This is a genomic window from Marinomonas sp. 63XJN7_7_ISO-PGPR-S23-202, assembly GCF_056173505.1.
Window position 1 is genome coordinate 3,591,301 of the sequence record NZ_CM149677.1, and the last position, 24,105, is coordinate 3,615,405.

Annotated in this window: 16 protein-coding genes, 5 pseudogenes and 1 CRISPR repeat array; of the genes and pseudogenes, 12 read left to right on the forward strand and 9 right to left on the reverse strand. The window is 42.7% G+C overall.

All coding sequences use genetic code 11. The features are described from left to right. Window positions 1-56 precede the first annotated feature (56 nt). From AC0VYG_RS16600 to AC0VYG_RS16610, 3 genes are all read right to left on the reverse strand, one after another. Window positions 57-1,352 carry a C-glycoside deglycosidase beta subunit domain-containing protein gene (locus AC0VYG_RS16600; protein WP_475429051.1) on the reverse strand — a complete coding sequence of 432 codons (1,296 nt, stop codon included), beginning with the start codon at window positions 1,350-1,352 and terminating at the stop codon, window positions 57-59. A 177-nt stretch (window positions 1,353-1,529) separates the two neighbouring features. Then, entirely contained in the window at window positions 1,530-2,660 is a 1,131-nt protein-coding gene (locus tag AC0VYG_RS16605) for a Gfo/Idh/MocA family protein (protein WP_475429052.1), read from the reverse strand. Continuing rightward, the gene (locus AC0VYG_RS16610; protein ID WP_475429053.1) at window positions 2,660-3,730 is read right to left on the reverse strand and encodes a sugar phosphate isomerase/epimerase family protein; all 1,071 of its coding nucleotides are present in this window, start codon (window positions 3,728-3,730) and stop codon (window positions 2,660-2,662) included. The genes AC0VYG_RS16605 and AC0VYG_RS16610 overlap by 1 nt, the downstream gene beginning before the upstream one ends. A 506-nt stretch (window positions 3,731-4,236) precedes the next feature. Between AC0VYG_RS16610 and AC0VYG_RS16615 the strand changes: the two genes are divergently transcribed. The 7 genes from AC0VYG_RS16615 to AC0VYG_RS16645 are packed head-to-tail and all read left to right on the forward strand — an operon-like array spanning window position 4,237 to window position 11,020. Next, the gene (locus AC0VYG_RS16615; protein ID WP_475429054.1) at window positions 4,237-5,397 is read left to right on the forward strand and encodes an alpha/beta hydrolase family protein; all 1,161 of its coding nucleotides are present in this window, start codon (window positions 4,237-4,239) and stop codon (window positions 5,395-5,397) included. A gap of 52 nt (window positions 5,398-5,449) precedes the next feature. Then, a complete protein-coding gene (locus AC0VYG_RS16620) occupies window positions 5,450-6,580 on the forward strand; it encodes an FAD-dependent oxidoreductase (protein WP_475429055.1) in 1,131 nt (376 codons plus the stop codon). 29 nt (window positions 6,581-6,609) lie between these two features. Beyond that, window positions 6,610-7,533 (forward strand): VOC family protein, encoded by a 924-nt coding sequence (locus AC0VYG_RS16625; RefSeq protein ID WP_475429056.1) that lies wholly within the window; start codon window positions 6,610-6,612, stop codon window positions 7,531-7,533. A 15-nt stretch (window positions 7,534-7,548) separates the two neighbouring features. Then, complete coding sequence (locus AC0VYG_RS16630) at window positions 7,549-7,905, forward strand: Rieske (2Fe-2S) protein (protein WP_475429057.1); 357 nt, start codon at window positions 7,549-7,551, stop codon at window positions 7,903-7,905. A gap of 12 nt (window positions 7,906-7,917) precedes the next feature. Then, window positions 7,918-8,907 (forward strand): fumarylacetoacetate hydrolase family protein, encoded by a 990-nt coding sequence (locus tag AC0VYG_RS16635; RefSeq protein WP_475429058.1) that lies wholly within the window; start codon window positions 7,918-7,920, stop codon window positions 8,905-8,907. 3 nt (window positions 8,908-8,910) lie between these two features. Then, a complete protein-coding gene (locus tag AC0VYG_RS16640; protein WP_475429059.1) occupies window positions 8,911-9,696 on the forward strand; it encodes a cyclase family protein in 786 nt (261 codons plus the stop codon). Window positions 9,697-9,736: 40 nt separating this feature from the next. Continuing rightward, window positions 9,737-11,020, forward strand: coding sequence for a hypothetical protein (locus tag AC0VYG_RS16645; protein WP_475429060.1), 1,284 nt, complete (start codon window positions 9,737-9,739; stop codon window positions 11,018-11,020). 216 nt (window positions 11,021-11,236) lie between these two features. Next, a CRISPR array of direct repeats spans window positions 11,237-13,545; the repeat unit is 28 nt; unit sequence TTTCTAAGCCGCCTGTTCGGCGGTGAAG. A 1,148-nt stretch (window positions 13,546-14,693) separates the two neighbouring features. Here AC0VYG_RS16645 and AC0VYG_RS16650 read toward each other — a convergent pair. From AC0VYG_RS16650 to AC0VYG_RS16660, 3 genes and pseudogenes are all read right to left on the reverse strand, one after another. Further along, entirely contained in the window at window positions 14,694-15,920 is a 1,227-nt protein-coding gene (locus AC0VYG_RS16650) for a type II toxin-antitoxin system HipA family toxin (protein ID WP_067341358.1), read from the reverse strand. Next, window positions 15,920-16,177: a helix-turn-helix domain-containing protein gene (locus AC0VYG_RS16655; RefSeq protein WP_067341362.1), complete on the reverse strand. Its 258-nt coding sequence runs from the start codon at window positions 16,175-16,177 to the stop codon at window positions 15,920-15,922. Before AC0VYG_RS16655 ends, AC0VYG_RS16650 begins: the two co-directional genes overlap by 1 nt. Before the next feature lie 134 nt (window positions 16,178-16,311). After that, window positions 16,312-16,524, reverse strand: a pseudogene (locus tag AC0VYG_RS16660) (transposase); the annotation flags it as partial. Between the two features lie 9 nt (window positions 16,525-16,533). Here AC0VYG_RS16660 and AC0VYG_RS16665 point away from each other — a divergent pair. Together AC0VYG_RS16665 and ltrA are read left to right on the forward strand one after the other, a co-directional pair. After that, window positions 16,534-16,696, forward strand: a pseudogene (locus AC0VYG_RS16665) (IS3 family transposase); the annotation flags it as partial. 608 nt (window positions 16,697-17,304) lie between these two features. Beyond that, window positions 17,305-18,966 (forward strand): group II intron reverse transcriptase/maturase, encoded by a 1,662-nt coding sequence (gene ltrA / locus AC0VYG_RS16670; RefSeq protein WP_475429061.1) that lies wholly within the window; start codon window positions 17,305-17,307, stop codon window positions 18,964-18,966. 186 nt (window positions 18,967-19,152) lie between these two features. Here ltrA and AC0VYG_RS16675 read toward each other — a convergent pair whose 3' ends face one another. From AC0VYG_RS16675 to AC0VYG_RS16685, 3 genes and pseudogenes are all read right to left on the reverse strand, one after another. Further along, a complete protein-coding gene (locus AC0VYG_RS16675) occupies window positions 19,153-19,659 on the reverse strand; it encodes a carboxypeptidase-like regulatory domain-containing protein (RefSeq protein WP_475429062.1) in 507 nt (168 codons plus the stop codon). Between the two features lie 84 nt (window positions 19,660-19,743). Continuing rightward, a pseudogene (locus AC0VYG_RS16680) lies at window positions 19,744-19,875 on the reverse strand (ATP-binding protein); the annotation flags it as partial. Then, window positions 19,865-20,335, reverse strand: a pseudogene (locus tag AC0VYG_RS16685) (IS5 family transposase); the annotation flags it as partial. The pseudogenes AC0VYG_RS16680 and AC0VYG_RS16685, both read right to left, overlap by 11 nt. Window positions 20,336-20,489: 154 nt before the next feature. Between AC0VYG_RS16685 and AC0VYG_RS16690 the strand changes: the two are divergent. The 3 genes and pseudogenes from AC0VYG_RS16690 (at window position 20,490) to AC0VYG_RS16700 (ending at window position 24,030) form a co-directional block, all read left to right on the forward strand. After that, complete coding sequence (locus AC0VYG_RS16690) at window positions 20,490-21,689, forward strand: hypothetical protein (protein ID WP_475429063.1); 1,200 nt, start codon at window positions 20,490-20,492, stop codon at window positions 21,687-21,689. A gap of 13 nt (window positions 21,690-21,702) precedes the next feature. After that, window positions 21,703-22,350: an ATP-binding cassette domain-containing protein gene (locus AC0VYG_RS16695; RefSeq protein WP_475429064.1), complete on the forward strand. Its 648-nt coding sequence runs from the start codon at window positions 21,703-21,705 to the stop codon at window positions 22,348-22,350. 323 nt (window positions 22,351-22,673) lie between these two features. Next, window positions 22,674-24,030 (forward strand): annotated as a pseudogene (locus tag AC0VYG_RS16700) (IS5 family transposase). Window positions 24,031-24,105 lie beyond the last annotated feature (75 nt).

Here is a 24,105-nt window from a genome sequence, read left to right on the forward strand (position 1 = left end):
AGTTATTAATTTGCTTCATTTTTGAAGCGTTAAGCTTTATTCACTTACGTTTAACATCACTGATTAATGAGTGACTTCAGCAAAGCATGCTGACGGCGAATCTGGTCTCTTCCTCTATATGGCTCTCTTCTTCCTTCATACTCACTTGAAAGCCAACCTTTCCAGCTATTTTCTTGGAGAGTGGTTATGATTTCTTTCCACGGAATATGAAGATCATTTAAGTTGTCATCGATTTCAAAAAACTTTGATTGAATGAAATAGACATGCTTCAAAATGTCTTTCAAATCACTCATAGGAACTTTTAATGGCTCTAAGAATGGCGGACGTTTCTGCCCTGGTTTCAATTCAATCCCTTCATGGCCATCATCACAGGGAGCAGTTTGAAAAATGCCTGTGTCGATGATCAATTTAAAATGATCCGTTTTAGTCGTTTCAATAAAGTCAATGTAGCCTTGAGTCACTACATGCTGAATGGGGGTGGGGCTATGAATTTCAGGACAAATGACGATGTTCAGCTTATGGGCTAGATCTAACGATCTTTCAACTGACTCTTTCCAAATAGGGTGAGGATGTAAATCCAGTGAGGTAACACCAAACTTTGGGCGAATCGATGTGAAGCCAAGTTTTGCAGCTAACTCTAAATCTTTTTTGATTTGGTTAGCTCCTTCGTCAGCAGTGAGATCTCGATCCTGCCACATATTAGTATCAACCCACGTTCCCAAGTTAGTAGGTTGCAGATGGTATTTATCCAAAAGATTGAACCACTGATCTACCCACTGATTGGAAGGCGCTGGGTAACCAGAAATATCTCCCTCACTCAGCAGTTCAATTCCCTGAGCACCAATATCATCTAAATCAGCCATCATATCTTCAAGAGTAACCAGCGTATTCATATCCCCACTGTAACTATAAGTTGATACTCCTAGTTTTATTCCCGTGTCACTTTCAATTTCTGGAACGGCAACCACTTTAGAAGCCGTTTTAAAAGGAGATCTTGCAAATTGAGCAGGAATATATGGACGGCGAATAAAAATCACTACTTCTAAATCATGAACTCCGGCCGTAAAAGGCGTTTCAAGAGGTAAAGTGATAATGGCAACTTCATCCAACTGCCAACGCAAATCGGTTGTTTTACGTAGGTTATCAAGGTCATGAGTTTCACCTTGAAGAGTCCAAAGTGCTTTTTCATGAGAGTAACTCTGGCCATCTAAAGTAATTTCAATCCCATCAATAAGACTAGCTTGTACTCCACGATAGTTTGGGTTGCGAAGTTGGAACTGCACCGCAGATTGACCATTTTCTAAAATAACGGCTTTACAGCCTCGAGATTGTATTATTGTTCTTTGAAGCATATGAATCCTTAACACCAGGATTTTTATCTGTCTGATGTATTTATATTTATTCTTGTATAAAGAAGATGAAGCAGTAAGAGTTCACCCACACCAAAATTAGAATCAAATTCTATTTTTTAAAATATAATTCACATAAAATAAAATTAGAATATAGTTCTATTTTAATTTTCAAAAAAACTAGACTAAACGCCACACAGATCCATTTTGGTGTGATTCAACGCACGCGTTTATGAACCACATTCCATGAACACCATCTTCTATGGTAGGTAGACAGTGAAATGACGTTTCACCGAGAAGCATGTCAGCAAATTCACGATACAAATTTCCAAAGGCTTCGAGATAACCCTCTGGATGGCCAGGAGGAATCCGAGCCGATTCAAGGGAGATAGAGCTTAGGTAAGCTTGACCACGTGTAAGTGTTTTTCGTGGATGTCCTAGTTCCGTAAAATAAAGGCTATTTGGTGTTTCTTGCTCCCATTCTATTCCTGCCCTATCCCCGAAGACACGAATCTTAAGAGAGTTCTCATTTCCTGGCGCCACCTGACTAGCCCATAAATGCCCTTTCGAGCCGTTTTTGAAATGAATCAATATATTGGCTTCATCATCAAGCTCCCGTCCCTCTCCCCAACTCGATAAATCCGCTAAAACCTTATTTGCGACTGAACCAATAATGAAGCATGCAAGTTGATAGGCATGAGATCCTATATCTCCCATGCAACCGGCAATCCCCGCTTTGCTGGGATCTGATCGCCAGTTTGCCTGTTTGTTACCCCATTGCTCCAAGGGCTCAGTCAACCAGTCTTGTGCGTACTCAACTTGAATTGATCGGATTTTTCCTAATTTTCCCTGAGCCACCATTTCCCTAGCCTCTCGCACCATAGGGTAAGCAGAGTAATTATGTGTCAGCATAAATTTAGCGTTACTAAGTTGGCTTTTCTCAAGCAACTCCCCAGCCTGATCTAATGTTGCAGTTAAAGGCTTATCACATATCACATGAATACCTTTTTCCAAGAACGCCAAAGCCACCTCTGCATGCAGATGATTTGGAGTTACTATAGATACAACCTGTATGCCATCTGAGCGAAGACTTTCTTGTAAGGCCATTTCTTTGTAGTTTTTATAGGAACGTTCGATCCCTAAAACATCTGCCGAGTGCCTCGCTCTCTCTTCTTGACTTGATAGTGCCCCAGCAACGAGCTCATACCTATCATCTAATCGAGCAGCAAAACGATGAACATTACCAATGAAGGCGCCTTCTCCTCCACCGACCATCCCGAGTCTCAGTTTTGGTTTAATAGCTGATCCCATTATTCGCTCCCCTTATGGTTAAGCCCTAACATTCTTCTATTAGCGGCTTTATCCACACCACTACTTGCAAAATCATCAAATGCCTTTTTTGTGACTTCAATTATGAAGCTATTAATGTGTTGAGCCCCTTCGCGAGCACCATCCGAGGAATTTTTCAAACAACATTCCCATTCCAAAACAGCCCAACCGGAAAAATTGAAAGCAGATAGCTTTGAGAAAATAGCTCGAAAATCGACTTGGCCATCACCAATGGATCGAAAACGTCCAGCCCGATCAATCCAATTCTGGTAGCCGCCATAAACACCTGATTTTCCATTCATCAAAAACTCAGCATCTTTGACATGAAACATCTTGATACGATCATGGTAGTGATCAATGAAAGACAAATAATCCATACACTGAAGAACAAAATGACTAGGATCAAACAGAATGTTTGCCCTTGAGTGATAGTTTACTGACTGAAGAAAGCGATCAAATGTAGCACCATCATGCAAGTCTTCCCCAGGGTGAATTTCAAAACACACATCCACATCTGACTCTTCAAATGCATCTAGAATTGGTAACCATCTATTACCCAATTCGGCAAAAGCTTCTTCAATCAACCCTGCAGGACGTTGCGGCCAAGGGTAAAAAAATGGCCAAGCTAAGGCGCCTGAAAACGTTGCATGCGATTTCAAACCTAGCCGCTTGGAAGCTTTTGCAGCTAAAAGTAATTGCTCAACAGCCCAATGCTGCCTTAAGTCAGGATTATTACGGACGTGTTCAGGAGCGAAACCATCAAAGGCTTCATCATAGATCGGATTAACAGCGACAAGCTGCCCTTGCAAATGAGTTGATAATTCCGTGATTTCAATATTGAACTTTGCAGCGCTTGCAAGCAGTTCATCACAATAACGTTGACTTTCAGCGGCCTGTTCAAGATCAATCAGACGCTTGTCCCATGTTGGAACCTGAACGCCTTTGAATCCAAGAGAGGATGCCCATTCACAGATAGTATCAAATTGGTTAAATGGGGCTTCATCGCTCACAAACTGGGCCAAGAAAATGGCAGGCCCTTTAATCGTTTGCATACATAAACTCCTTAGAGCATTAGACAAAGTTGCCCAATACTCGCAGATGACCCTCTACAGCCATTCTCTAATAGTATCTTCTGAAATGATCATCAAAGTAAATATATTCACTCGTTTTTTCTACTTAGGATCACTAGCATAATTTTTTAATAGAAAAATATTCAGCCAGAATAATATTATTTTTCTATTTATATCAGAATGTTAGATGAATTCTTTTCATTACAAATGGTATTCAAAACCTTGATTTAGTGAAAATTAAAATAGAACCATATTCTAATTCTATTTTTATAGATCTATATTCGAAAAATGGAATCGCGTTCTATTTAACTTTTTGCTCTTAAATTTTCACTCTACAGCCATTAGAGCAATTAGGTGAATTCAGCAGAGATGGAAGTAAATCATTTCTCCTGAGTCTCTTAAATAGAAGCGAAACCACCAAAACGGATAAAAGAAGTTTTGCCCGATCACAGCATAAATTTATATAAAAATAAGATATTGAGGTTTATATGTTTCGCTTTTTCCCCACCAATTATGTTTGGGATTTGTCTGTCAATTTAGCTCTTGAAATGGGAGCAAAAATTGGTGAGGTCCAAGAAATGTGCGGTCCTCTGAAAGAATCCGCCGAGCAACCAGACAAAGCAGCCTCTCTTGCATTTCGCAAAACATGGGTCGAGATGGCCGACAAGCTTTGCGACTTGGCTCAGGAAGATGAATCACTCAAGCGTATGTTTTCTGCTGGAGATAAGTACAACCGTGCAGCCATTTACTATCTAACAGCTGAGCGGCTACAAGGTGTACATTCTGAAGATAGAACAGAACTCTATAAACAATTCTTAGAGACTTTTTCAAAGGGAGTCGAGCTCACGAATGAGCCTTGCGAAAAAGTAAAAATTCCTTTCCAAGACTCATTCCTAACCGCTTTATTTGTACCTGCAGAAAACGTGGATGGCCCAATGCCAGTATTGGTTCAATTAAATGGATTGGACTCGACCAAAGAGATGAAGTACCGAGTTGGCCTACCTAAGTGGTTAGCCAAAAGAGGCATTGCCTCTCTCATTGTTGATCAACCTGGCACAGGGGAAGCACTAAGACTTCAAGGCCTACACGCTGTATACAACACTGAGATCTGGGCCAGTAAGATCGTTGACTACCTTGAAACCAGAAGCGATGTCGATCCAAAGAAAATTGGATGTGAAGGTGTTTCTCTTGGGGGGTATTACTGCCCTAGAGCCGTTGCATTCGAGCCTCGTTTTGCCTGTGGCGTGGTATGGGGAGCGAATCATGATTGGCGAGATGTACAGAAAAAACGTCTTGAGCGTGAAGGCAGTTTCCCTGTCCCACATTACTGGGAGCATGTTCAATGGGTTTGGGGAGCAAAAGATCGTGATGAATTTTTCCAAATTGTGGAAAACGTTCACCTTGATGGCGTCGTCGAAAATATCAAAGTGCCATTTCTTGTTACCCACGGAAGTCAGGATTCACAAATTCCTCTTCATTGGGCCCAACGTACATTTGATCAATTAATCAATTCGCCAAAGCGCGAACTAAAAATATTCACTGAACGCGAAGGTGGGGTTCAGCATTCAAGTTTTGATAATTCAGCCAATGCTGGCGCTTTCATAGCAGATTGGGTGGCTGAAAACCTTGGCGGCCGAACTCATAGCTAATCAATCAAATACTTTTTATCACAGATCATAAATATAAGAATTGAGGTGGAAAATGTCCGCAGTTAAACGCGTTCTCGTGATTGGGGGTGGATTCTCTGGAATGGCAACCGCAATCGAACTTCGCAAAAGAAACATTGAAGTTGATTTAGTAGAACAAGACGCTTCATGGCGCCCTGAAGGTGCTGGTATTTCCCTAGGTGCAGCAACACTGCGAGCTCTGGAGCAACTGGGCGTTTATGAAGATTTTAAAGAGGTAGGACATAACTCTACTGGAGCAGACCTTTTGACTCCAACTGGCAGGCTGATTTCCCATATTTCTGGGGGAAATACAGTCGGCTCAGATATTGGAGGAGAAGGCGGCATTCTTCGTCCAGAGTTAGGAAAAATCCTGTCTAAAAAAGTCATTGATCTCGGCACCAATGTTTTTCTAGGAACAACCGTTGAAGAGTTGATTGACTCAGACGAACACGTTAAAGCCGTTTTCCAAAGCGGTAATGAAAAGTTTTATGATTTGGTGATAGGTGCAGAAGGACTTCATTCACAACTACGAAAAAAACTGTTCCCTCATCAAGCTGAACCTAAATATGTTGGCCAAGGCGTATGGCGAGCAGTACTACCAAAGCCTCATGAATTATCTAACACACGTTTATGGTTATCAGATAACACCAAAGTCGGTGTAAACCCGTGCTCGGATTCTGAGATGTACATGTTTATTACCGAGATCAGACCGACACTTGATTTCATTGAGCCTAATAATTGGCCGAGCATCATGGCAGGGCTTTTAAAGCAGTTCCCAGATCCATTTATTCAGGCACTTATTCCTCATTTGTATGAGGAGCGAGCAAACATTGACTATCGCCCCTTGTTTAACCTTCTTGTTCCTACGCCATGGAACAAAGGTCGCATCATTCTCATAGGCGATGCCGTTGCTGCCACCACTCCTCATTTAGCCTCTGGTGCCTGTATCGGCATTGAAAGTGGCATGGTGTTAGCTGATGAATTGGCTAAAAAGAATGACCTTCAACTCGCCTTGAATGCATTCCACGAACGTCGCTGGGAACGCTGTCGAATGGTTGTTGAAAACTCAGCAAGATTGAGCGAAATCGAAGTTAACCATGGTGATAAACAAGAGCATGGTCAACTCATGATGAATTCATTCGCTCAATTGGCTCAAGCAATCTAATTCCAATCGCCTTATTCTGGAGAAACTAAATGAACATTATAGGCTTAGAAGCCCTTTCATTTTGCGTCGACGATATTGAAGCTAGTCATGATTTTTTAGTAGATTACGGCTTAAATGTTGTGAAGGCTAATGATGGCCAATTGCGTTATGAAGCGCTTGATGGAACCGCTGTTATTCTTATTGAAAATGAAGAATCTGATGCGCTTGGGTCACGCATTCATGAAACTGTATATGGTGTTAAAGACCAATTAACTCTCGATCAAATTAAACGAGAGCTTCAATCTGATAGAGAAGTCATTGTAGATAAAGATGGCACGCTACACTCACAAGATGATGAAGGCTTTAATTTAGCTTTTCAAATCACCGCGAGAAAAGAATTCTCTGCTCCAAATGATTTAACAAACTCACCTGGTCATGAACCTCAAAGACAATTAAACCAGGTTGCCGTTAATCCTAGTATGGATGCAAAGCCAAGGACCCTTTCTCATGTTGTTTACTTCGTAAATGACGCCATCAAAGCGGAGGCGTTTTACCAACGTTTAGGTTTCAAAACGACTGATCGCTTTCAAGGCACAGGACCATTTATGCGACCAGCTGGTAGCAACGATCACCATTGCCTTTTTATGATCGAAACGCCTCCGTTCGTACAAGGATGTGAGCACTTCACCTTCCACCTTGGGAGTGGAACAGAAGTCCTTTTAGCCGGAACTCGTTTTCAGAAAAAAGGTTACCAAAGCTTTTGGGGGCCAGGGCGCCATCTGTTTGGATCAAATTGGTTTTGGTATTTCAACAGCCCATTGGGCTGTCACATCGAATATGACGCAGATATGGATCAACATGATGATGAATGGGTTGCCAGAAACGCCCCCATGTCCGCTGACGCATCACAGCTTTTTCTGTTTTCTCAAAAAGAAAAATGGGCTCCTGGCGGCCCTCCTTCAGCTAAAAACTAACACTCCTCAGCATCGATGAAGGGATACGTCTTTCTTTGCAAGCTTGCTGCTTTGAAACAAAGCAGGAGCTTGGGTTTTGACCCAACGAATGAAGGAAAAGACACGGTTTTCGCTACCTATTTTCAAGGGGAAGTCCATGTCTTTCAAAATCGATGTCCACATGAGCCTGTGTCTTTGGAGTTTAGAAAAAACCAATTTTTGAATAAGAAAAAAGATCAAATTATTTGTTTCGCTCATGGCGCACGTTTTGAGATTCAAAGCGGCCTCTGCACCCATGGCCCCTGTATAGGACAGAGACTCCAGAAGATACATTTTTGTCTCTCCGAGGAGCGAATTTACATTAGTAGTTCGACATTAAATTATAAGAATTAATTAGGTACATACATGAAACTTGCAAGCTTAAAGTCAGATGGAAAAGATGGCATTTTGATTATTGTCTCAAAAGATCTAACGCTCGCTACACTGGCCACAGACATAGCGCCAACTATGTTGGCCGCAATAGAGAATTGGAATGAAGTTCAGCACGAACTTGCTCAATTGTATAACTCACTCAATTTGGGAGAAGTTTCTAGCAGTTTCCAATTTGACCCAACTAAGTGTTCAGCCCCATTACCGCGCACATTTCAATTTCTTGATGGGTCCGCTTTTTTAAGCCATTCGGCGCTAATGCAGAAGGCTTTTAATTTAGATCCAATACCTGGGATAGATAACACACCTCTTATGTACCAGGGAGCCAGTGATGATTTCTTTAGCGGTTTTGAGCCAATTCATGCCATCGACGAAAACCAAGGGATTGATTTCGAAGGTGAGATTGCGGTCATTGTTGATGATACACCTCAGAATTGTGAATCCAGCAAAGCCCTTGATCATATCAAGCTCATTGTTCTCTTAAACGATATCAGTTTACGAGCTTTCGCGCCAAGAGAGATATCCACGGGCTTTGGCTTTATCCACGCTAAACCCTCAACCAGTTTTGCGCCAATCGCTGTCACACCTGACGAACTCGGTCAAGAATGGTTTAACGGTCGGGTAAACCTCCCTCTTAATGTTTCATGGAACAGCGAATGGTTCGGCAACCCAAATGCAAAGGAGATGCATTTTGGTTTTCATGACCTTATCGCTCATGCTACGAAAACAAGACGCCTCTCAGCTGGAACCATCATTGGCTCTGGAACCATCTCGAACTCAGACAGATCCGCTGGCTCCGCCTGTATATCAGAAAGAAGGGCGATCGAGATGATTGAGACAGGTACGGCTAAAACACACTTTTTGTCCAACGGTGATCGAGTCCAAATGGATATGTATGACGAGTCTGGGCAATCCATTTTCGGCGGCATCGATCAAGTTGTCGCTATTCAAAAGCAGGAGAATTAATAGATGAAACCTTCTCAAAATAGAAGAATTGTCGATTTGTCTGTGACACTCGACAACAATCCTTATACAGATCCACCACCATTGCTCCCTAAAATTGATTATATAGATCACCAACAGGGTTGGCCCGAAATGGAAACTATGTTTCCAGGCCTTAAAAAAGAAGACCTTCCAGGCAATGAGGCTTGGGCAGTAGAGAAAATGCAATTGAGCCCCCACAACGGTACTCATATGGATTCTCCATGGCATTACGCTTCTACCACCGATGGAGGAAAACCTGCTTACGGCATTGATGAGATCCCGCTAGATTGGTGTTTACAACCCGGTATAAAGCTTGATTTCAGACATTTCCCGGATGGACATGTCATCACAGCGGATGAGATCAAAGCTGAATTAAAACGCATAAACCACGAGATCAAACCTCTAGACATCGTTCTAGTAAATACCCGAGCTGGCAGCATTTATGGGCAAGATGGTTATTTAGAGGCCGGTGTAGGGATAGGAAGAGAGGCCACTCTATTCCTATTAAACCAAGGGGTCAGAATTGTTGGAACCGATGCTTGGAGTTGGGATGCTCCATTTAAATTTACTCGTGAGAAATTTGCTCAAACAGGTGACCCATCAATTATTTGGGAAGGGCATAAAGCGGGTAGAGATATTGGTTATGGGCAGATGGAAAAACTTTCCAATCTAGAACAACTTCCAAGCAAAGGATTCTTAGTCTCTTGCTTCCCTTACAAAATCAAACACGCTTCTGCCGGATTCATAAGGGCAGTAGCAATCTTCGAATAATAAAAAACAAATCTCGACAAAAACAACAAGAGAGATAAAAATGAAGAAACTTTTAATTATCACATCCCTTATTTCGCCTTTTACATATGCGAATACCAACTCATTATTTTCTGATAGCCAATTAAATTTCGAGTTACAGAATAAATACAATGGAATCTTAAGCAGTAGATATAACAAAACTGGAAAAGACAGTCTTTTAAACTGGGCTCAAACTGCCTCAATGGATTTTAAATCTGGCTATATCAATGATACTTTTGGGTTCGATTTAGGTCTGTATGCTATTGACCCAATTGAGACTGGTAACAAATTTCAGTATATAAAAGTATTAAATTACACCATCGACAGTAATGGCAACTCTCATCCAAAAGGGTTTGCGAAAGTTCAAACTGCTGTACTAAAGCAGAAATTTAAAATGTCAGACTTTAATGTCAACCTTTATGAAGGACAAAGAGTCTTACACGATTTTGGCGGATTGAATAGGACCGATGAGTTTACTGAGAGCGCCTACTACGGTCTCACAGGAGAAGCTAAATCTAAAAAATGGGATATCAAATCGGGCTATATAACTCAATACTCTGAAGCTAACTCCCCACACAAAGTAGACCTAGAAACAAAAGATAATAAAAAAATCGACTATATCTACACTGTCGATACCACGTATAGCAAAGATAATAAGTCACTTCGCTATTACATTGGCGAAGGTAAAGACTACATGCGCTCTCAGATGCTGTCTTTTAGATACGGCTTTGAGAATAAAGCCATCACCGCAAAAATTGTATCTGCGACGGCATTATCAAAATATAAAGATATGTCTCCTTATAACCGTTTATTTGAAGACCATGCTTACTTAGGTGAAATTAAGTTTGAGTCTTTCTCAAGATCGAATTATTTAGCGATTGGAATCGATCATGTGCAAGCAAAACGCTCATACAGCCTCGGTAAGTTTGAAAATGATTTGTCCGGAAACTCTGTTGGCAATAACACCTACATGGCTCATGGTTTCACCAAAGACTTCACGAATAACGGAGAAACTAGCATTGCAGCAATGTACTTTCATGATGTTACTGATGAGTTAAAAATGGGCTTCATGACTCAATACGGTTTTGGATTCAAATATAAAGGGGCAAATATTTCTGAATATGAACTTATTGCCGTTGGGATTTACTCACCACAAGCTGTGAAGGGACTAAGTATCACTTTAGCAGGTGGACCAAACCAGTCATTCCGCCGCTCTTATGACAACACACCTTACTTAAATGATAATGGGAATGTTATGAAATTCACCGGCTCGTCATATATTGCAAAATTGATTTACTCATTTTAATCCTATTAAAGTGGCAAGGTGATTCCTACTATCAAAATAGACTAGCTCAGACGTTTATTTAACCTTCTCCAAAGTTTCGGCCTATGGCGTTTTTGACACGTTCGATGGTTTCATCTACCCATGCGGGGAGCTTTGGAGTTGGTCGTCGTCAAAGGCGCGGATCACTTGCAAGTGAAACTTGAGGCTGATTCATTTCTAGTGGGCTTTTTAGTTTTATTTCTAAGCCGCCTGTTCGGCGGTGAAGTCATTTTCGTAATTAACAATCAAATTTTCAGATTTCTAAGCCGCCTGTTCGGCGGTGAAGAGTGGGCTGCTTTCAGCATGTTGATGGGGTCGTTTCTAAGCCGCCTGTTCGGCGGTGAAAAGAATTAAAGGGCAGTGGCAGCAACGTGAAATTTTCTAAGCCGCCTGTTCGGCGGTGAAGGTTGCCAGCGTTGAGACGTTTCGGCCATGTTTTTTCTAAGCCGCCTGTTCGGCGGTGAAGTCTTTTTGTTCGTGGCCGTCTATGTAGTGGTTTTTCTAAGCCGCCTGTTCGGCGGTGAAGGCGTCGTTGGTGACGAGGATGTAGCCCATGTGTTTCTAAGCCGCCTGTTCGGCGGTGAAGTGACGACTTTCTTTGAAGTCTTCTTTTAGTGATTTCTAAGCCGCCTGTTCGGCGGTGAAGTCGCGTATTACAGATGCAAGAGCCTTACGGTTTTTCTAAGCCGCCTGTTCGGCGGTGAAGCTGTGACGGTTTGGCGTGAATTGCGCCGCCTCTTTCTAAGCCGCCTGTTCGGCGGTGAAGTTAAACGATCCATTTTTAGTCCTTTGGTTATTTTTCTAAGCCGCCTGTTCGGCGGTGAAGAGGTATCGAGTCCGACGGGACAGTTATTGCTGTTTCTAAGCCGCCTGTTCGGCGGTGAAGTATAATAAATTTAACGCGCCTCGGTGTATCAGGTTTCTAAGCCGCCTGTTCGGCGGTGAAGCCTAATGCAATGGCACCGCCGTTCGGATTAACTTTCTAAGCCGCCTGTTCGGCGGTGAAGGGCGGGGAAGGAATTATCCCTGAATTATGTGATTTCTAAGCCGCCTGTTCGGCGGTGAAGCTAGAACAAGAACACAGAGACCGCTCATTAGCTTTCTAAGCCGCCTGTTCGGCGGTGAAGGGCGTAGGTCTTTGGGTAACTTTTCTAACTCTTTTCTAAGCCGCCTGTTCGGCGGTGAAGTGATGCTATGCCCCCAGTCAACTGAGGCCGCTTTTCTAAGCCGCCTTTTCGGCGGTGAAGCTAGAACAAGAACACAGAGACCGCTCATTAGCTTTCTAAGCCGCCTGTTCGGCGGTGAAGCTCAACGAATTGATAAACTGCGAACCGTTAGATTTCTAAGCCGCCTGTTCGGCGGTGAAGAACGCAAGTAACGCGGTGCGAGCCAGCCACATTTTCTAAGCCGCCTGTTCGGCGGTGAAGGTAGATGATACTGAGTTTGGCGGAGGCAAATGTTTCTAAGCCGCCTGTTCGGCGGTGAAGCTTGATCAAGTACGGGGCTTTGTTGCCGGAATTTTCTAAGCCGCCTGTTCGGCGGTGAAGTTCGGAGGATGTGATTATGTTGAAACCAGTTTTTTCTAAGCCGCCTGTTCGGCGGTGAAGCTTTGTCGGCGCTGGGTAAAATTATTATTGGATTTCTAAGCCGCCTGTTCGGCGGTGAAGTTTTGGGCGTCTCTGTTATCTTTGGTCTTTATTTTCTAAGCCGCCTGTTCGGCGGTGAAGTGCCACAGCGACAAACAGCGCAAAACAACACATTTCTAAGCCGCCTGTTCGGCGGTGAAGATCCAAATAGTCAGTCAACCCTCACATTGAATTTTCTAAGCCGCCTGTTCGGCGGTGAAGTGGCACGACAACATACTCACGTAATTGATCTATTTCTAAGCCGCCTGTTCGGCGGTGAAGCCTTGATATTATTGGCCTCAGGCAATGGTTGATTTCTAAGCCGCCTGTTCGGCGGTGAAGTGTTTAGCCCAAGACGTGTGCTTGCAATACCATTTCTAAGCCGCCTGTTCGGCGGTGAAGACGATGCCGAAATTAAAGCGGCTATGGCCGTGTTTCTAAGCCGCCTGTTCGGCGGTGAAGTAATACTGCGTCTTCTGTTGCATAGCGATAGGTTTCTAAGCCGCCTGTTCGGCGGTGAAGCCAAACCAGTGGCTAGACATTTGACAACTACATTTCTAAGCCGCCTGTTCGGCGGTGAAGACCATTCCGCCGAGAACATTTCTGGACCGCCCTTTCTAAGCCGCCTGTTCGGCGGTGAAGAATCGCATGGCTTAACCCCCAGATACGACAGATTTCTAAGCCGCCTGTTCGGCGGTGAAGTGTTTAGCCCAAGACGTGTGCTTGCAATACCATTTCTAAGCCGCCTGTTCGGCGGTGAAGTTACAAAGTCGTCAAGGTCTGCGGCGGTAATGTTTCTAAGCCGCCTGTTCGGCGGTGAAGCCAACCAAATACATTGGTCTTGCCGCCACGGCTTTCTAAGCCGCCTGTTCGGCGGTGAAGTAGACAAAATTAGCATTAACTATTTGATTATTAAAGAGCTTTGTGTATTTTTAGCAAAAATACCCTTTTTTAAACAAGAAATGCCAAGCCCCTATTTATAAGGGCTTGGCATTAGGTCGAAAAAAAGGGTTAAAACCAAGGCGCAATTCCCACGTCCACCGTAATACCCGTCCACTTGTCGACCTTCGCCTTTAGTTGCTTACCAAACGCTAAAATACTGCATATACATACAATATAGATTTAAGCTCTAGCAATCGCCAAGTGAATTTTTTGTAAGAAGAAGGATTTCCGATTTTTGACCAAAAATGAGGCGGACTAGCTAAACTTATCGACGAAGAAGAAAGCTAGCCGCTCTCTTTTTTATATGCTTGAACGAAAATGACATTAAAAAAGGCAATTTTAGAAACATACAAATACAGCCAAATTAATGCTAAACACTACCAAAAAATAGATAGATAAGGATAAGGATAAGGATAAGGATAAGGAATGGATAAAGTAAGGATAAACAGGCATAAAAAAGGGTTTACAAATAAATGTAAGCCATTGATTTTATTACTTAATTCAGTGGTAGGACTAAGCAGATTCGAACTGCTGACCTCTACCATGTCAAGGTTATAAAGAATATTGCCTTATCTACCCTATCCGGACTTTATATAAGCATTTCAACATCTTATCAAGTGAACAAGCTTTGAATCAAAGCAAGATTTGGCAATAAAGCTGCACTTCGAAGCATTTTGTCCCATTTTGAGACCAAATATGTGAATGACCTTTACCTATGAATCAAAGTATTTTGCACGAATCAATAATCGATTAAGCAAATCTGCTCTCAAACCCCAATTATTAAGCTTTGATTCAAAGCTATTTTTTGGACATTTTTATTTTCTGTGGATTAGATTTCAGCCTACTTTTTGAAGGAATTGAGCTTATAACTTATTCCTGTAACCTCTGAAGAAAGTTAGGGATAATAGATGGTTTGAATTTATAAAGTATCCACTAATATCAACAATGATCATTTTAGGCCTACCTTTATCGTTTATATAATGGATTGACCACTAGTGATACACGAATAGTGATAGTGAACGTACTCAGGCGACGGAAGGTATTTGTAACGACGAATTTAACCTATGGCAACAAACGAGACGGGGCATTTAGTCGTACTTTCGTCGCGGGGTATGGCGATATTTTTTGTTTATTGGGGTTACGGCCATCACGCTTGCTACATTTGACTCGATTGAAACTCGAAGGCCTTCAAATAATGATACCTCATTAGATCGTTCCAAATAGTCAAGTATGCCCTGGGCTAAACGCTCTATGATGTACTTTGCATTTCGTATTTTATATGTCCGACCTTCGGCTAATTTCAATAAGATGTTTTTATCAGGGAAGTCTTTAGAACCAGCCATTTTTAACGCCATTTTGTTATCTATGGTGTCATATATGAGCGTATGAGTAATATCAAATGGTGGAGAGACGAATACGGTGGACATGTCAGGTGTGTACTGTAATGCAAAATTTTTGAGATGTGCGTCTCCGTTGCCTATGAGGCAATTGAACACAATAAAGCAGTAAACTTTTTCAACTTCTTCTTGTGAGTTAGTATAAACCTGAGTTGCATTAAGCAACGTCTCATAGCTACCAGAATATTTCGCGTCAGGCTCGTTTGGCTTTTTCAAGAGTGTTGTAAAGTCCTCATAACCTAATTTAGATCCATCTACACTTATATCGAACCTTTCAATAACAAACGTCTCTTGGTTATTTGAGAGGTACGTTTTAGGTGGTTCTAGACCACAAAATCGGGCCGCTTCCATACATACAAACTCATTAACTGTGAGTAACGGAAATTCTTGATTGTAAGACTTAACAATGAGATTTTTTTGTTCGATGGTCCTCTCTGTTTCTAATTGAGTTGGAATACTAACTTTGGGCTGAACTCCTGCTAATGCATTCCGTAGATAGTATTTTTCTAGCAATTGGGGAAATAGGGCATCAGAGCCAGTGTAAGTCAGAATATCAGATAACGATACGGATTCAGGCTCGGGCAAGTTCAATTCGCTTTGATACGTTAACATGCCAATGCCATGATTAGCCTGAAGAGCTAAGAGGTACATGTCATTCACTTTTGCGTATCTGGCTAGTTTTTCAGCGATATAATGGCGGTTGAAACCCTCAGGAAGGTTCTGTGCAAAAATGGGGTGAAGAGAGCCAGAATAAAAACCATCTAATCCTTCTTGTGTCATGGTAAGAGACACATTTTGGACTGTCTGAATAGGTTGAAAGTGATGTCTAGTGCCATGTGTTAATAGGCCTACGTTAGAATCTCCTACAAACACCTCTATGGAATTAATGCTCTTTGGTAGCTTTGTAAGTGAAGTCATTATTGATCCTCAGAAAAAAGAGCGTCGATTTCGTTCCATTTTGGTAGTTTATGATCTTTCTCTGCGACAACGAATTGCAAGCCTATCACGTCAATAACCCTCTCAAATATGTCGAATGATCCAGTAAACCGACCATTTTCAATTTCAGATATTGTTGTTTTATGAACACAAGCTTTTTTCGACACAACCTCTTGAGTAAGATGAAGGGACTTTCTTTTTTCTTGAATTGATTTTCCTATCTGTTCTCTAGTGGCCATACAACACAACTCCATGAATGTTAGCTATATAGCTAACATATTAGCAAAAAAAAAATAAATTCGCTATATAGCTAACATATTATTATACAACTCCGATATAAACCGAGTGAGTACATAGAAGTGAATGAAAAGTTTTATAAAAGCTTAACTGATTGCCACCGAGCTTCCGCTAGCTTAGCAATCGCTCCGGCATCGGTACCGTTTTGATACTGGAAAAATAAGTTGTTCAGCATATTTTTAAGGTTGAAGCGCCTATTGAACTTGAAACAAAACTCACCAAGATAACGCGGCAAATGTTTAAGGTTGATCGCATGATACGTCCCATGCATGGCATTTTTTACATTGCTGCGTTGCAGAGTGAAGGTTTTAGATCATTAGATGGAAGCGCATAAATGGGTAAATGTATTTGTTTATTGGTACAACAACGAGCATCCAAAGCGATCGTCAAAAGAAGAGCGAAAATGGCAGCCCATAGGCGCTGTGGAGTTAAATCCAGAGCAACACAAAGAAGCTGCTTAACAATTTAGGCGACAACTGTCTTGAAGTGCGACACGAAGTCGCTTGTAGAAGTTGTTCCCGCTTCAACTGAGGGAACCACCAATGTCACTTGGTGAATCTAGGAGTCTGAATAAAGAGCGACTCTGACAATGCAACGAGGCACTGTAAGGTGCGGGGTACAAATCGCGAGAGGCGTACTCTTCTGGCAGCCATACGCCGGTGTAGTGCTAGATAGTTGGTATGGTGAACACATGTGAATCTGCGATAAAGGTCGTTAAGTTGAACAAGCGGAAATGGCTATTGCGCTTGAACCAAATGGTAACGGAGGTGGGAAGAGCGTTTTTCAAGTGCGCCTTCGTGACCCGCACGCCTCCCGGCTCATAGCAGGCACCTAACCCGACATACTTCTGCAAGTGGAACGTGGGAACCCCGTATCGCTCCTTTCGGGGACAGCGGGCCGCAAGGCTTGCCAATGGCGGTGCGGGAACAGGATCGAGGACAAAGCGAACGCCGCCCTGTAATGGGACGGATAGGGATTGCAACATCACTCCACGCGAAAGCGGGCAGACTTCCTCTTGGTCTCTCTTCACAAGAGAGTTTTTAGAACCATCTGAACGGGAGGAGAGCAAATGAATGCTGCAACACGGGCGTGTGCACCTTCCGGCGTGGCATGGGACGGCATTAATTGGGCCGATGTCCAGCGCCATGTAAGACAGCTGCAAACGCGTATTGTGAAGGCCACCCAGGCCGGCAGGCATAACAAGGCGAAAGCTTTGCAATGGCTGCTGACCCACTCGTTTTGCGGCAAGGCATTAGCCGTTAAGCGAGTGACTGAAAACAAAGGCAAGAATACCCCCGGCGTGGACAAGGTGACATGGAAAACGCCGAGGACAAAGACCAACGCGATTGCGTCGTTGAAGCGGCGAAATTACTCGCCTCTTCCGCTTCGGAGAGTGATGATTCCGAAGAAAAATGGCAAGACGAGGCCACTCGGCATCCCCGTGATGAAGTGCAGGGCTATGCAAGCGTTGCATCTGCTGGCCCTGGAACCGATTGCGGAAACCACCGCCGACCTGAACTCCTATGGGTTCAGGCCGGAACGCTCAACTGCCGATGCCGGTGAACAATGCTTCACTTGTTTGGCGCGAAAAGCGAGCGCGCAGTGGGTGCTGGAGGCTGACATTCAAGGCTGTTTCGACAGAATCAGTCACGACTGGATGATCGCCAATATCCCAACGGACAAGGTGGTTTTAAAGAAGTGGCTCAAGGCGGGATTCGTATATCAAAACAAACTCTTCCCCACCGACTCTGGCACCCCGCAAGGGGGCATAATATCGCCAGTGTTGGCAAACATGACGTTGGATGGCCTCGAATTGATGCTCCCGGAGAAGTTCCCGAAAGCGAAGAGAACGGGCCGTAAAATGAACATGGTGCGTTACGCGGACGACTTTATTATTACTGGTAATTCGAAGGAGTGGCTGGAACAAGAGGTCAAGCCCGCAGTGGTTGAATTTCTGGCGGAACGTGGACTAGTCCTGTCACCTGAAAAAACCAGAGTAACGCATATCAAGGATGGGTTTGACTTCCTCGGATGGAACATTCGCAAGTACAGCGGTAAGCTGTTGATGAAACCGTCGAAAGCGAACGCCAAAGCGCATATTAGCAAAATCCGCGAAGTCATAAAGGCCAACAGACCGGCTAAACAGACTGACCTGATAAAACAGCTCAATCCTGTTCTACGAGGATGGGCGAATTATCACAGCCATGTAGTCGCCAAGAAAACCTTTACTCGAATCGACTCCAACGTCTGGTCAATGCTATGGCGATGGGCGGTAAGAAGGCACCCGAACAAAGGAGCCCGCTGGGTCAAGGAGCGCTACTTCAAGACCAGAGGCACCCGAACTTGGGTATTTGCCGCAACAGAAGAAAAAGGAGATGGAGCAAAAAGGGAGCGTATCTTGCTTGCAGAATCGGATACTCCGATACAACGGCACATCAAGATCAAAGCCGACGCGAACCCACACGACCCACAATGGGAGCAGTATTTCGAGTCCCGATGGGGCAAGAAAATGCTGAACTCGTCGAAAGGTCGCGGGAAGCTTTACCGTGTCTGGCGGAGGCAAGATGGCATGTGCTCTACCTGTCAGAATCCAATCACAAAGAACACCCCTTGGGGTGTTCGCGGTATTGTAAAACGGACTGACGGTGGATCAGATGCAGCAAGCAATCTGCAAATGCACCATCTCAATTGCCGTAGAAGTCAGCAACACGCCAAAAATGAAGTTGGGTAACCGGGTGTCAAAAGATGCCTTAGTGGAGGCTTGAGCCGTGTGCGTTGAAAGGCGCATGCACGGTTCTTAGGGGGCTGGACGCGGGCAACCGCGTCCGGCTACCCGACAAACACCTTAACTAAATGGCAGTTACACAGAATCTGTTACAGGGTCGACTTGTTCGTACTATCCTTAAGAAGATTTGCTTTAATGTAATTCAAATTTGAGTGTTTGGCTTCCAGCTTTAAGAGAATACCAACCTCTTTGCGACTGATAGCCAGGAGCAGACACTTCTATATCGTATCTACCCGGATCAAGCCTCATGCCTTGCTCGAAATGAGGCCCTATATTCATTATTCGGACTGTAGCATTCTTCACATTACTTTGGACGGTTAACTTAGCTTTGAGCACCTTTAGCGATTCATCTTCAGTCCCCAATTTATTTGCATCAATATCATACTTATCATACTTATCATACTTATCAAGCTTATCTGCCATTGGTGCGAAGTTTGCGTATAGGTGCGTGTGCTTTTCAAATACCAAACCAAGAGGATGCAAAAAGGGCTGCACATCTAGAGTCCAGCGAATCGCGTACGAAACAAGTTCATTGCTGCTGGCCGAGACTTTCTTGAGAAAATAATTTACCGGATTACTTGGGTCGTCAGTAAATCGGTTATGAACCACCAACGGTGGAACAATTACTAGAGCGATCAAATGTCAACGGTAATCGAAAACTGACCCACTTATTGCTTTTAAACGGCAATTGAAAATTGACCCACCTTTAGCGATTAATACTATTTATTTGGTAGCGCCATCATCCCTATGAGGTGCTATCCCTGCCATTTTTTTATCTTTTAATCGGTAACTGTTTCCTGATATTTGAGCAATATGGGCATGATGCAGCAACCTATCCAACAGGCTTGTTTTTAGTCGAAGGGGGAGCGTTAATAATCGAGGCATCCACGGTGGTGCCTGTGCGTAGCATCAAACCTCTTTCGTTTAGATACTCGACAACATCAGACAAAATCGCCTGCGTCAGTTGATGTTTCTCAAGCAAATGACGAAAATGGAGAATCGTCTTTTCGTCTGGAATAGACCCTCTGCTAAGGGAAAGTTTGGCAAACTGACGCATCGAATGGATCTCGTAAAGTGACTATTCCATCCTAGGATCACTAAGGTTGTACCATTGCTGCAAACAGTAGATTCTCAACATAGTACTAAGCTCATAGGGTTTACGTCCTTTTCCCTGCCACTTTGGGTAATGAGGCGAGATCAATTTTTCTAAGCGCTTCCAAGGAATCACCTTATCCATTTCTAAAAGAAAGCGTTCGCGTTTTGTTTGTTTACGCTTGCTGTTCTGTTCGGCATCGGAAAAGCTGAGTTGATCCATGGTATTGTCCCAAATCGAAAGAAATAAAGAGAATCATGCCATAAGTTCGTCTTTTTTCAGAGGCTCCCTAGGTTTCAATTTATCTGGACATTAAAGTAAAAAGAAATAACAATAACTGACTTGCATAAACCAGCCTAAGGAGGGAGAACCGTTTATGCGCACAACATACAGCACACTGTTATCTATACGTATTCGCTGGTATTCACTCTCAACCGCCCGCCTTATTATGAGACATTGGCACTGGGTGATACTTTCCATGTTATTCATTCCTATGGGAATGACACTAAGCAGATTGTTACAAGCAGCAGCATTTCCCCTGTTAGCACTTTTCTCGCCCAACCAAAGTATCGTCTGGTATTTTAGCTACATCCTGATTTTACAGGCAATTGCTATCACCTGGGTGCTTCTACAAAAAAGGTTTATTCAGGGAGGGCAATTCATGGAGTTTATCTCTACGCTTCCTATGTCTCCTATAACTCGCACAAAAGTAAACTTAACACTATTGCTCATGGCTAATAGCATTTTGTCAATCATCATGATTTGTGCTGTCCTAATATCCTCTTTTAGCATGATGTTAAAAAACAATTTGGAGATATTATCGGTTGTCACTTTGCTTGTATTGACACTAGTTGCTCAACTAGCCACGCTAGAAAAAACACTGACTATTTTGCCTTTAACTTTTGTTGCTGACTGGTTATTCGCCTTCAGCTTAACTATCGATAACGCTATCATTTTTGGGTTAATCACTGGATGCGCTATCATTTTGTCTATTATTGGCGTTTTCTTACCACCACTTCCCAAGAGAATCAGAAAAAGATTCAATAGACAGCCTCGCCCTAATTCATCTAAATACAAACAAAAAGCATTTTTTCCAGTCACATTAACCATTCAACTTAAAGCACTGACTAGTCGAGCAAACCATAGCGTTATGCTCATAGTCTCAACACTCAGCTTAACGATAGCAACATTTTTCTATCCTCCCTCATTACCAACATTGGTAATGATTATAGGGGGCATCGCTTTTATGCTCAGCGGATTTTATAGGGCACTTTGTTCGTCTCATATTCAAATGCTTAACTACAGCAACACCTTACCCTTGAGCCAATATTTTTGGGTGATTCGAGATATTATTTTCGTTACTAGCATAGGGATTACGTATCTAGCTCTGATACTTTCACCTTTTTTATGGCAGTCTCAAATAGATCTTTATAAAACTCTATTTCTTTTTTTCACATATGGTTTACTGTTGGCAACCCTTCGTTTACCTTTATTATATGGTGGTCGTCATACGATATTATTAAGTGTTGTGCTGACCGCCAGCTGGGCAGCTTCGGTCTTTTTCGCTATTCTTTAATATGAGTTCATCTATGCTGAAATTCGAAGATATTTATAAATCCTTTACTAGCCATACGATTTTTAATGGTATAAGCCATAGTTTTGACCGCGGTACATATACTCTACAGGGACAAAATGGCGTAGGGAAATCAACGTTACTGAAAATACTTGCCGGCGCTATTCCTGCCGACAGTGGCAGGATTTGGATCAATAATATTAATTTAACTGAGTCTCCCAAAAATGCTCGAAGCTACCTGTCTTATGTTCCCGATGAAAGCCCAGTCTACCCATTTATAACTGGCAAAGACTTTCTGGAATTTATTGCCTTGGCTAAAAAAACAACACTCGATAATAAGGTAATGAAGATAGTTGAAAATTTTGGGCTAACATCACACCTTGAAAGCCGATTTTCTATCATGTCTATTGGAACACAAAAAAAGTTTATGCTTTGTGCTGCATGGATAGGAGAATCAAAAGTATTACTGATAGATGAACCTAGTAACGCCATTGATGTATCAGCAAAAACAGAGCTCATCAGCCTTATTCAAGAAACATCGAAAAATAGCACAATACTATTTACATCTCATGATGCTGAGTTTGTGAAAGCGACACAAGCGTCTGTCATTCATATGGATAATTTTCTACATCCTGCATATAAAAAATATAGCGATATCAAATGAAAACTAACAACAGGATACTTTTTACTAAATGATCAAGACTCTGCCACTACTAGTACAACCGACTTTAGATAAAACAGAAACCAAGGCTGTCCACCTCGAAGGATGCTCATGATCTGATATCAAAACCATACAAACTACACATTCGCAGACTTCTGGGGAATACGTTACTCTCTTGTTATGTGGCTAATTCTCTCAAGACAATTAGTCACCCCTGAAAAACTCTCAACCTATTGAATCTAATGTGTTTTTATAAGATAGTTAATACCTAAATCTTGCTATAAATACGCCATAAGGCCCAAAAAGTTGCAGAACAGGTGAGTTTTATGAAGCCTCGTCAGACAGAGACCATACCGCAAAAGGATTTATTCCAACCCCAGCTCGTTGACATCATTAACCCCTATCATCCTTTAGTACGACTGGCTAAAATCATTGATTGGAAGCAATTGGACTCAATGCTTAGCACCCATTTTTCAAGCGTTGGTGCGGCCGCATTGCCAACGCGTCTTATGGGAGGATTGCTGTATTTGCAGCACTTGCATAATTTGTCTGATGAGAGGGTGCTAGAGCAATGGCTTGAATCGCCTTATTACCAATACTTTTGCGGCGAAACCTTTTTCCAACACGACTTCCCGTGCCATCCAACGAGTCTTGTTAAATGGCGAAAACGGTTAGGAGAAGAAGGTTGCGAATGGCTGCTTACCCAGACGATACAAGCAGGACTAAAGCTAAAAGTTATCAAGCCAGCGAGCCTAAAACGTGTCGTGGTAGACACCACGGTACAAGAAAAAAACATCACCTTCCCAACGGATGCCAAGCTCTACAACAAGGCTCGACAGCAGCTCACTCAGGTCGCCAAAGAACACAACATCACGTTAAGACAAACCTATGACAAAGCTTGTCATGAGTTAATGCCAAAAATTGGACGCTATGGTCACGCCAAACAATACAAGCGGATGAGAAAAGCGATTAAGCAAGTCAAAGGCTTTTTAGGGCGAGTCCTGCGAGATATTGATAGACAAGTAAAACGACAAGGGTTGACGCTCACTCAAAAACAGGAAGACACACTCAACCAAGCCTATCGATTACTAAAAACAAACTCGCCAGAGCAAAAACAAACTGTATAGCTTGCATGAACCCAATGTGGATTGTATCTCTAAAGGCAAAGCGCATAAACACTATGAGTTTGGTGTGAAAGCAAGCATCGCCGTGACGGCTAAAGAATCCTTCATTGTGGGAGCAAGAAGCTATCCAGATAATCCTTATGATGGTCATACGTTAAAAGATCAACTTCAACAAGTTGAAACCCTGACAGGAAAAAAACCGGAAACCTGTTTTGTTGACCGAGGGTATAAAGGATCGGGCGTAGAAGATATTAAGGTGTTGATTGCTGGTCAAAAGCGCGGCGTACCAAAGAAGGAGAAGCCATGGATGGGGAGACGAAATAGCGTGGAGCCCATCATAGGGTATCTTAAATCAGATGGAAAACTCAAACGATGCTTCTTAAAAGGCATACTAGGCGATGTGATTAACGTGATCTTAAGCGCCTGTGGTCAGAACCTGCGTAAGCTACTCAAGTGGCTTTATTGTACTCCATATTTGGAGTCATTTTTAAGGCGATTATGGCTGAAAATAATTTTTCCACTGGAAAGACCTAAAAATAGCATGGCGCTTCTTGCCTGAAACGCCATTATTCAGGGACGACTACCTAAATTTTGCTATAAATACGCCATAAGGCCCAAAAAGTTGCAGAACAGG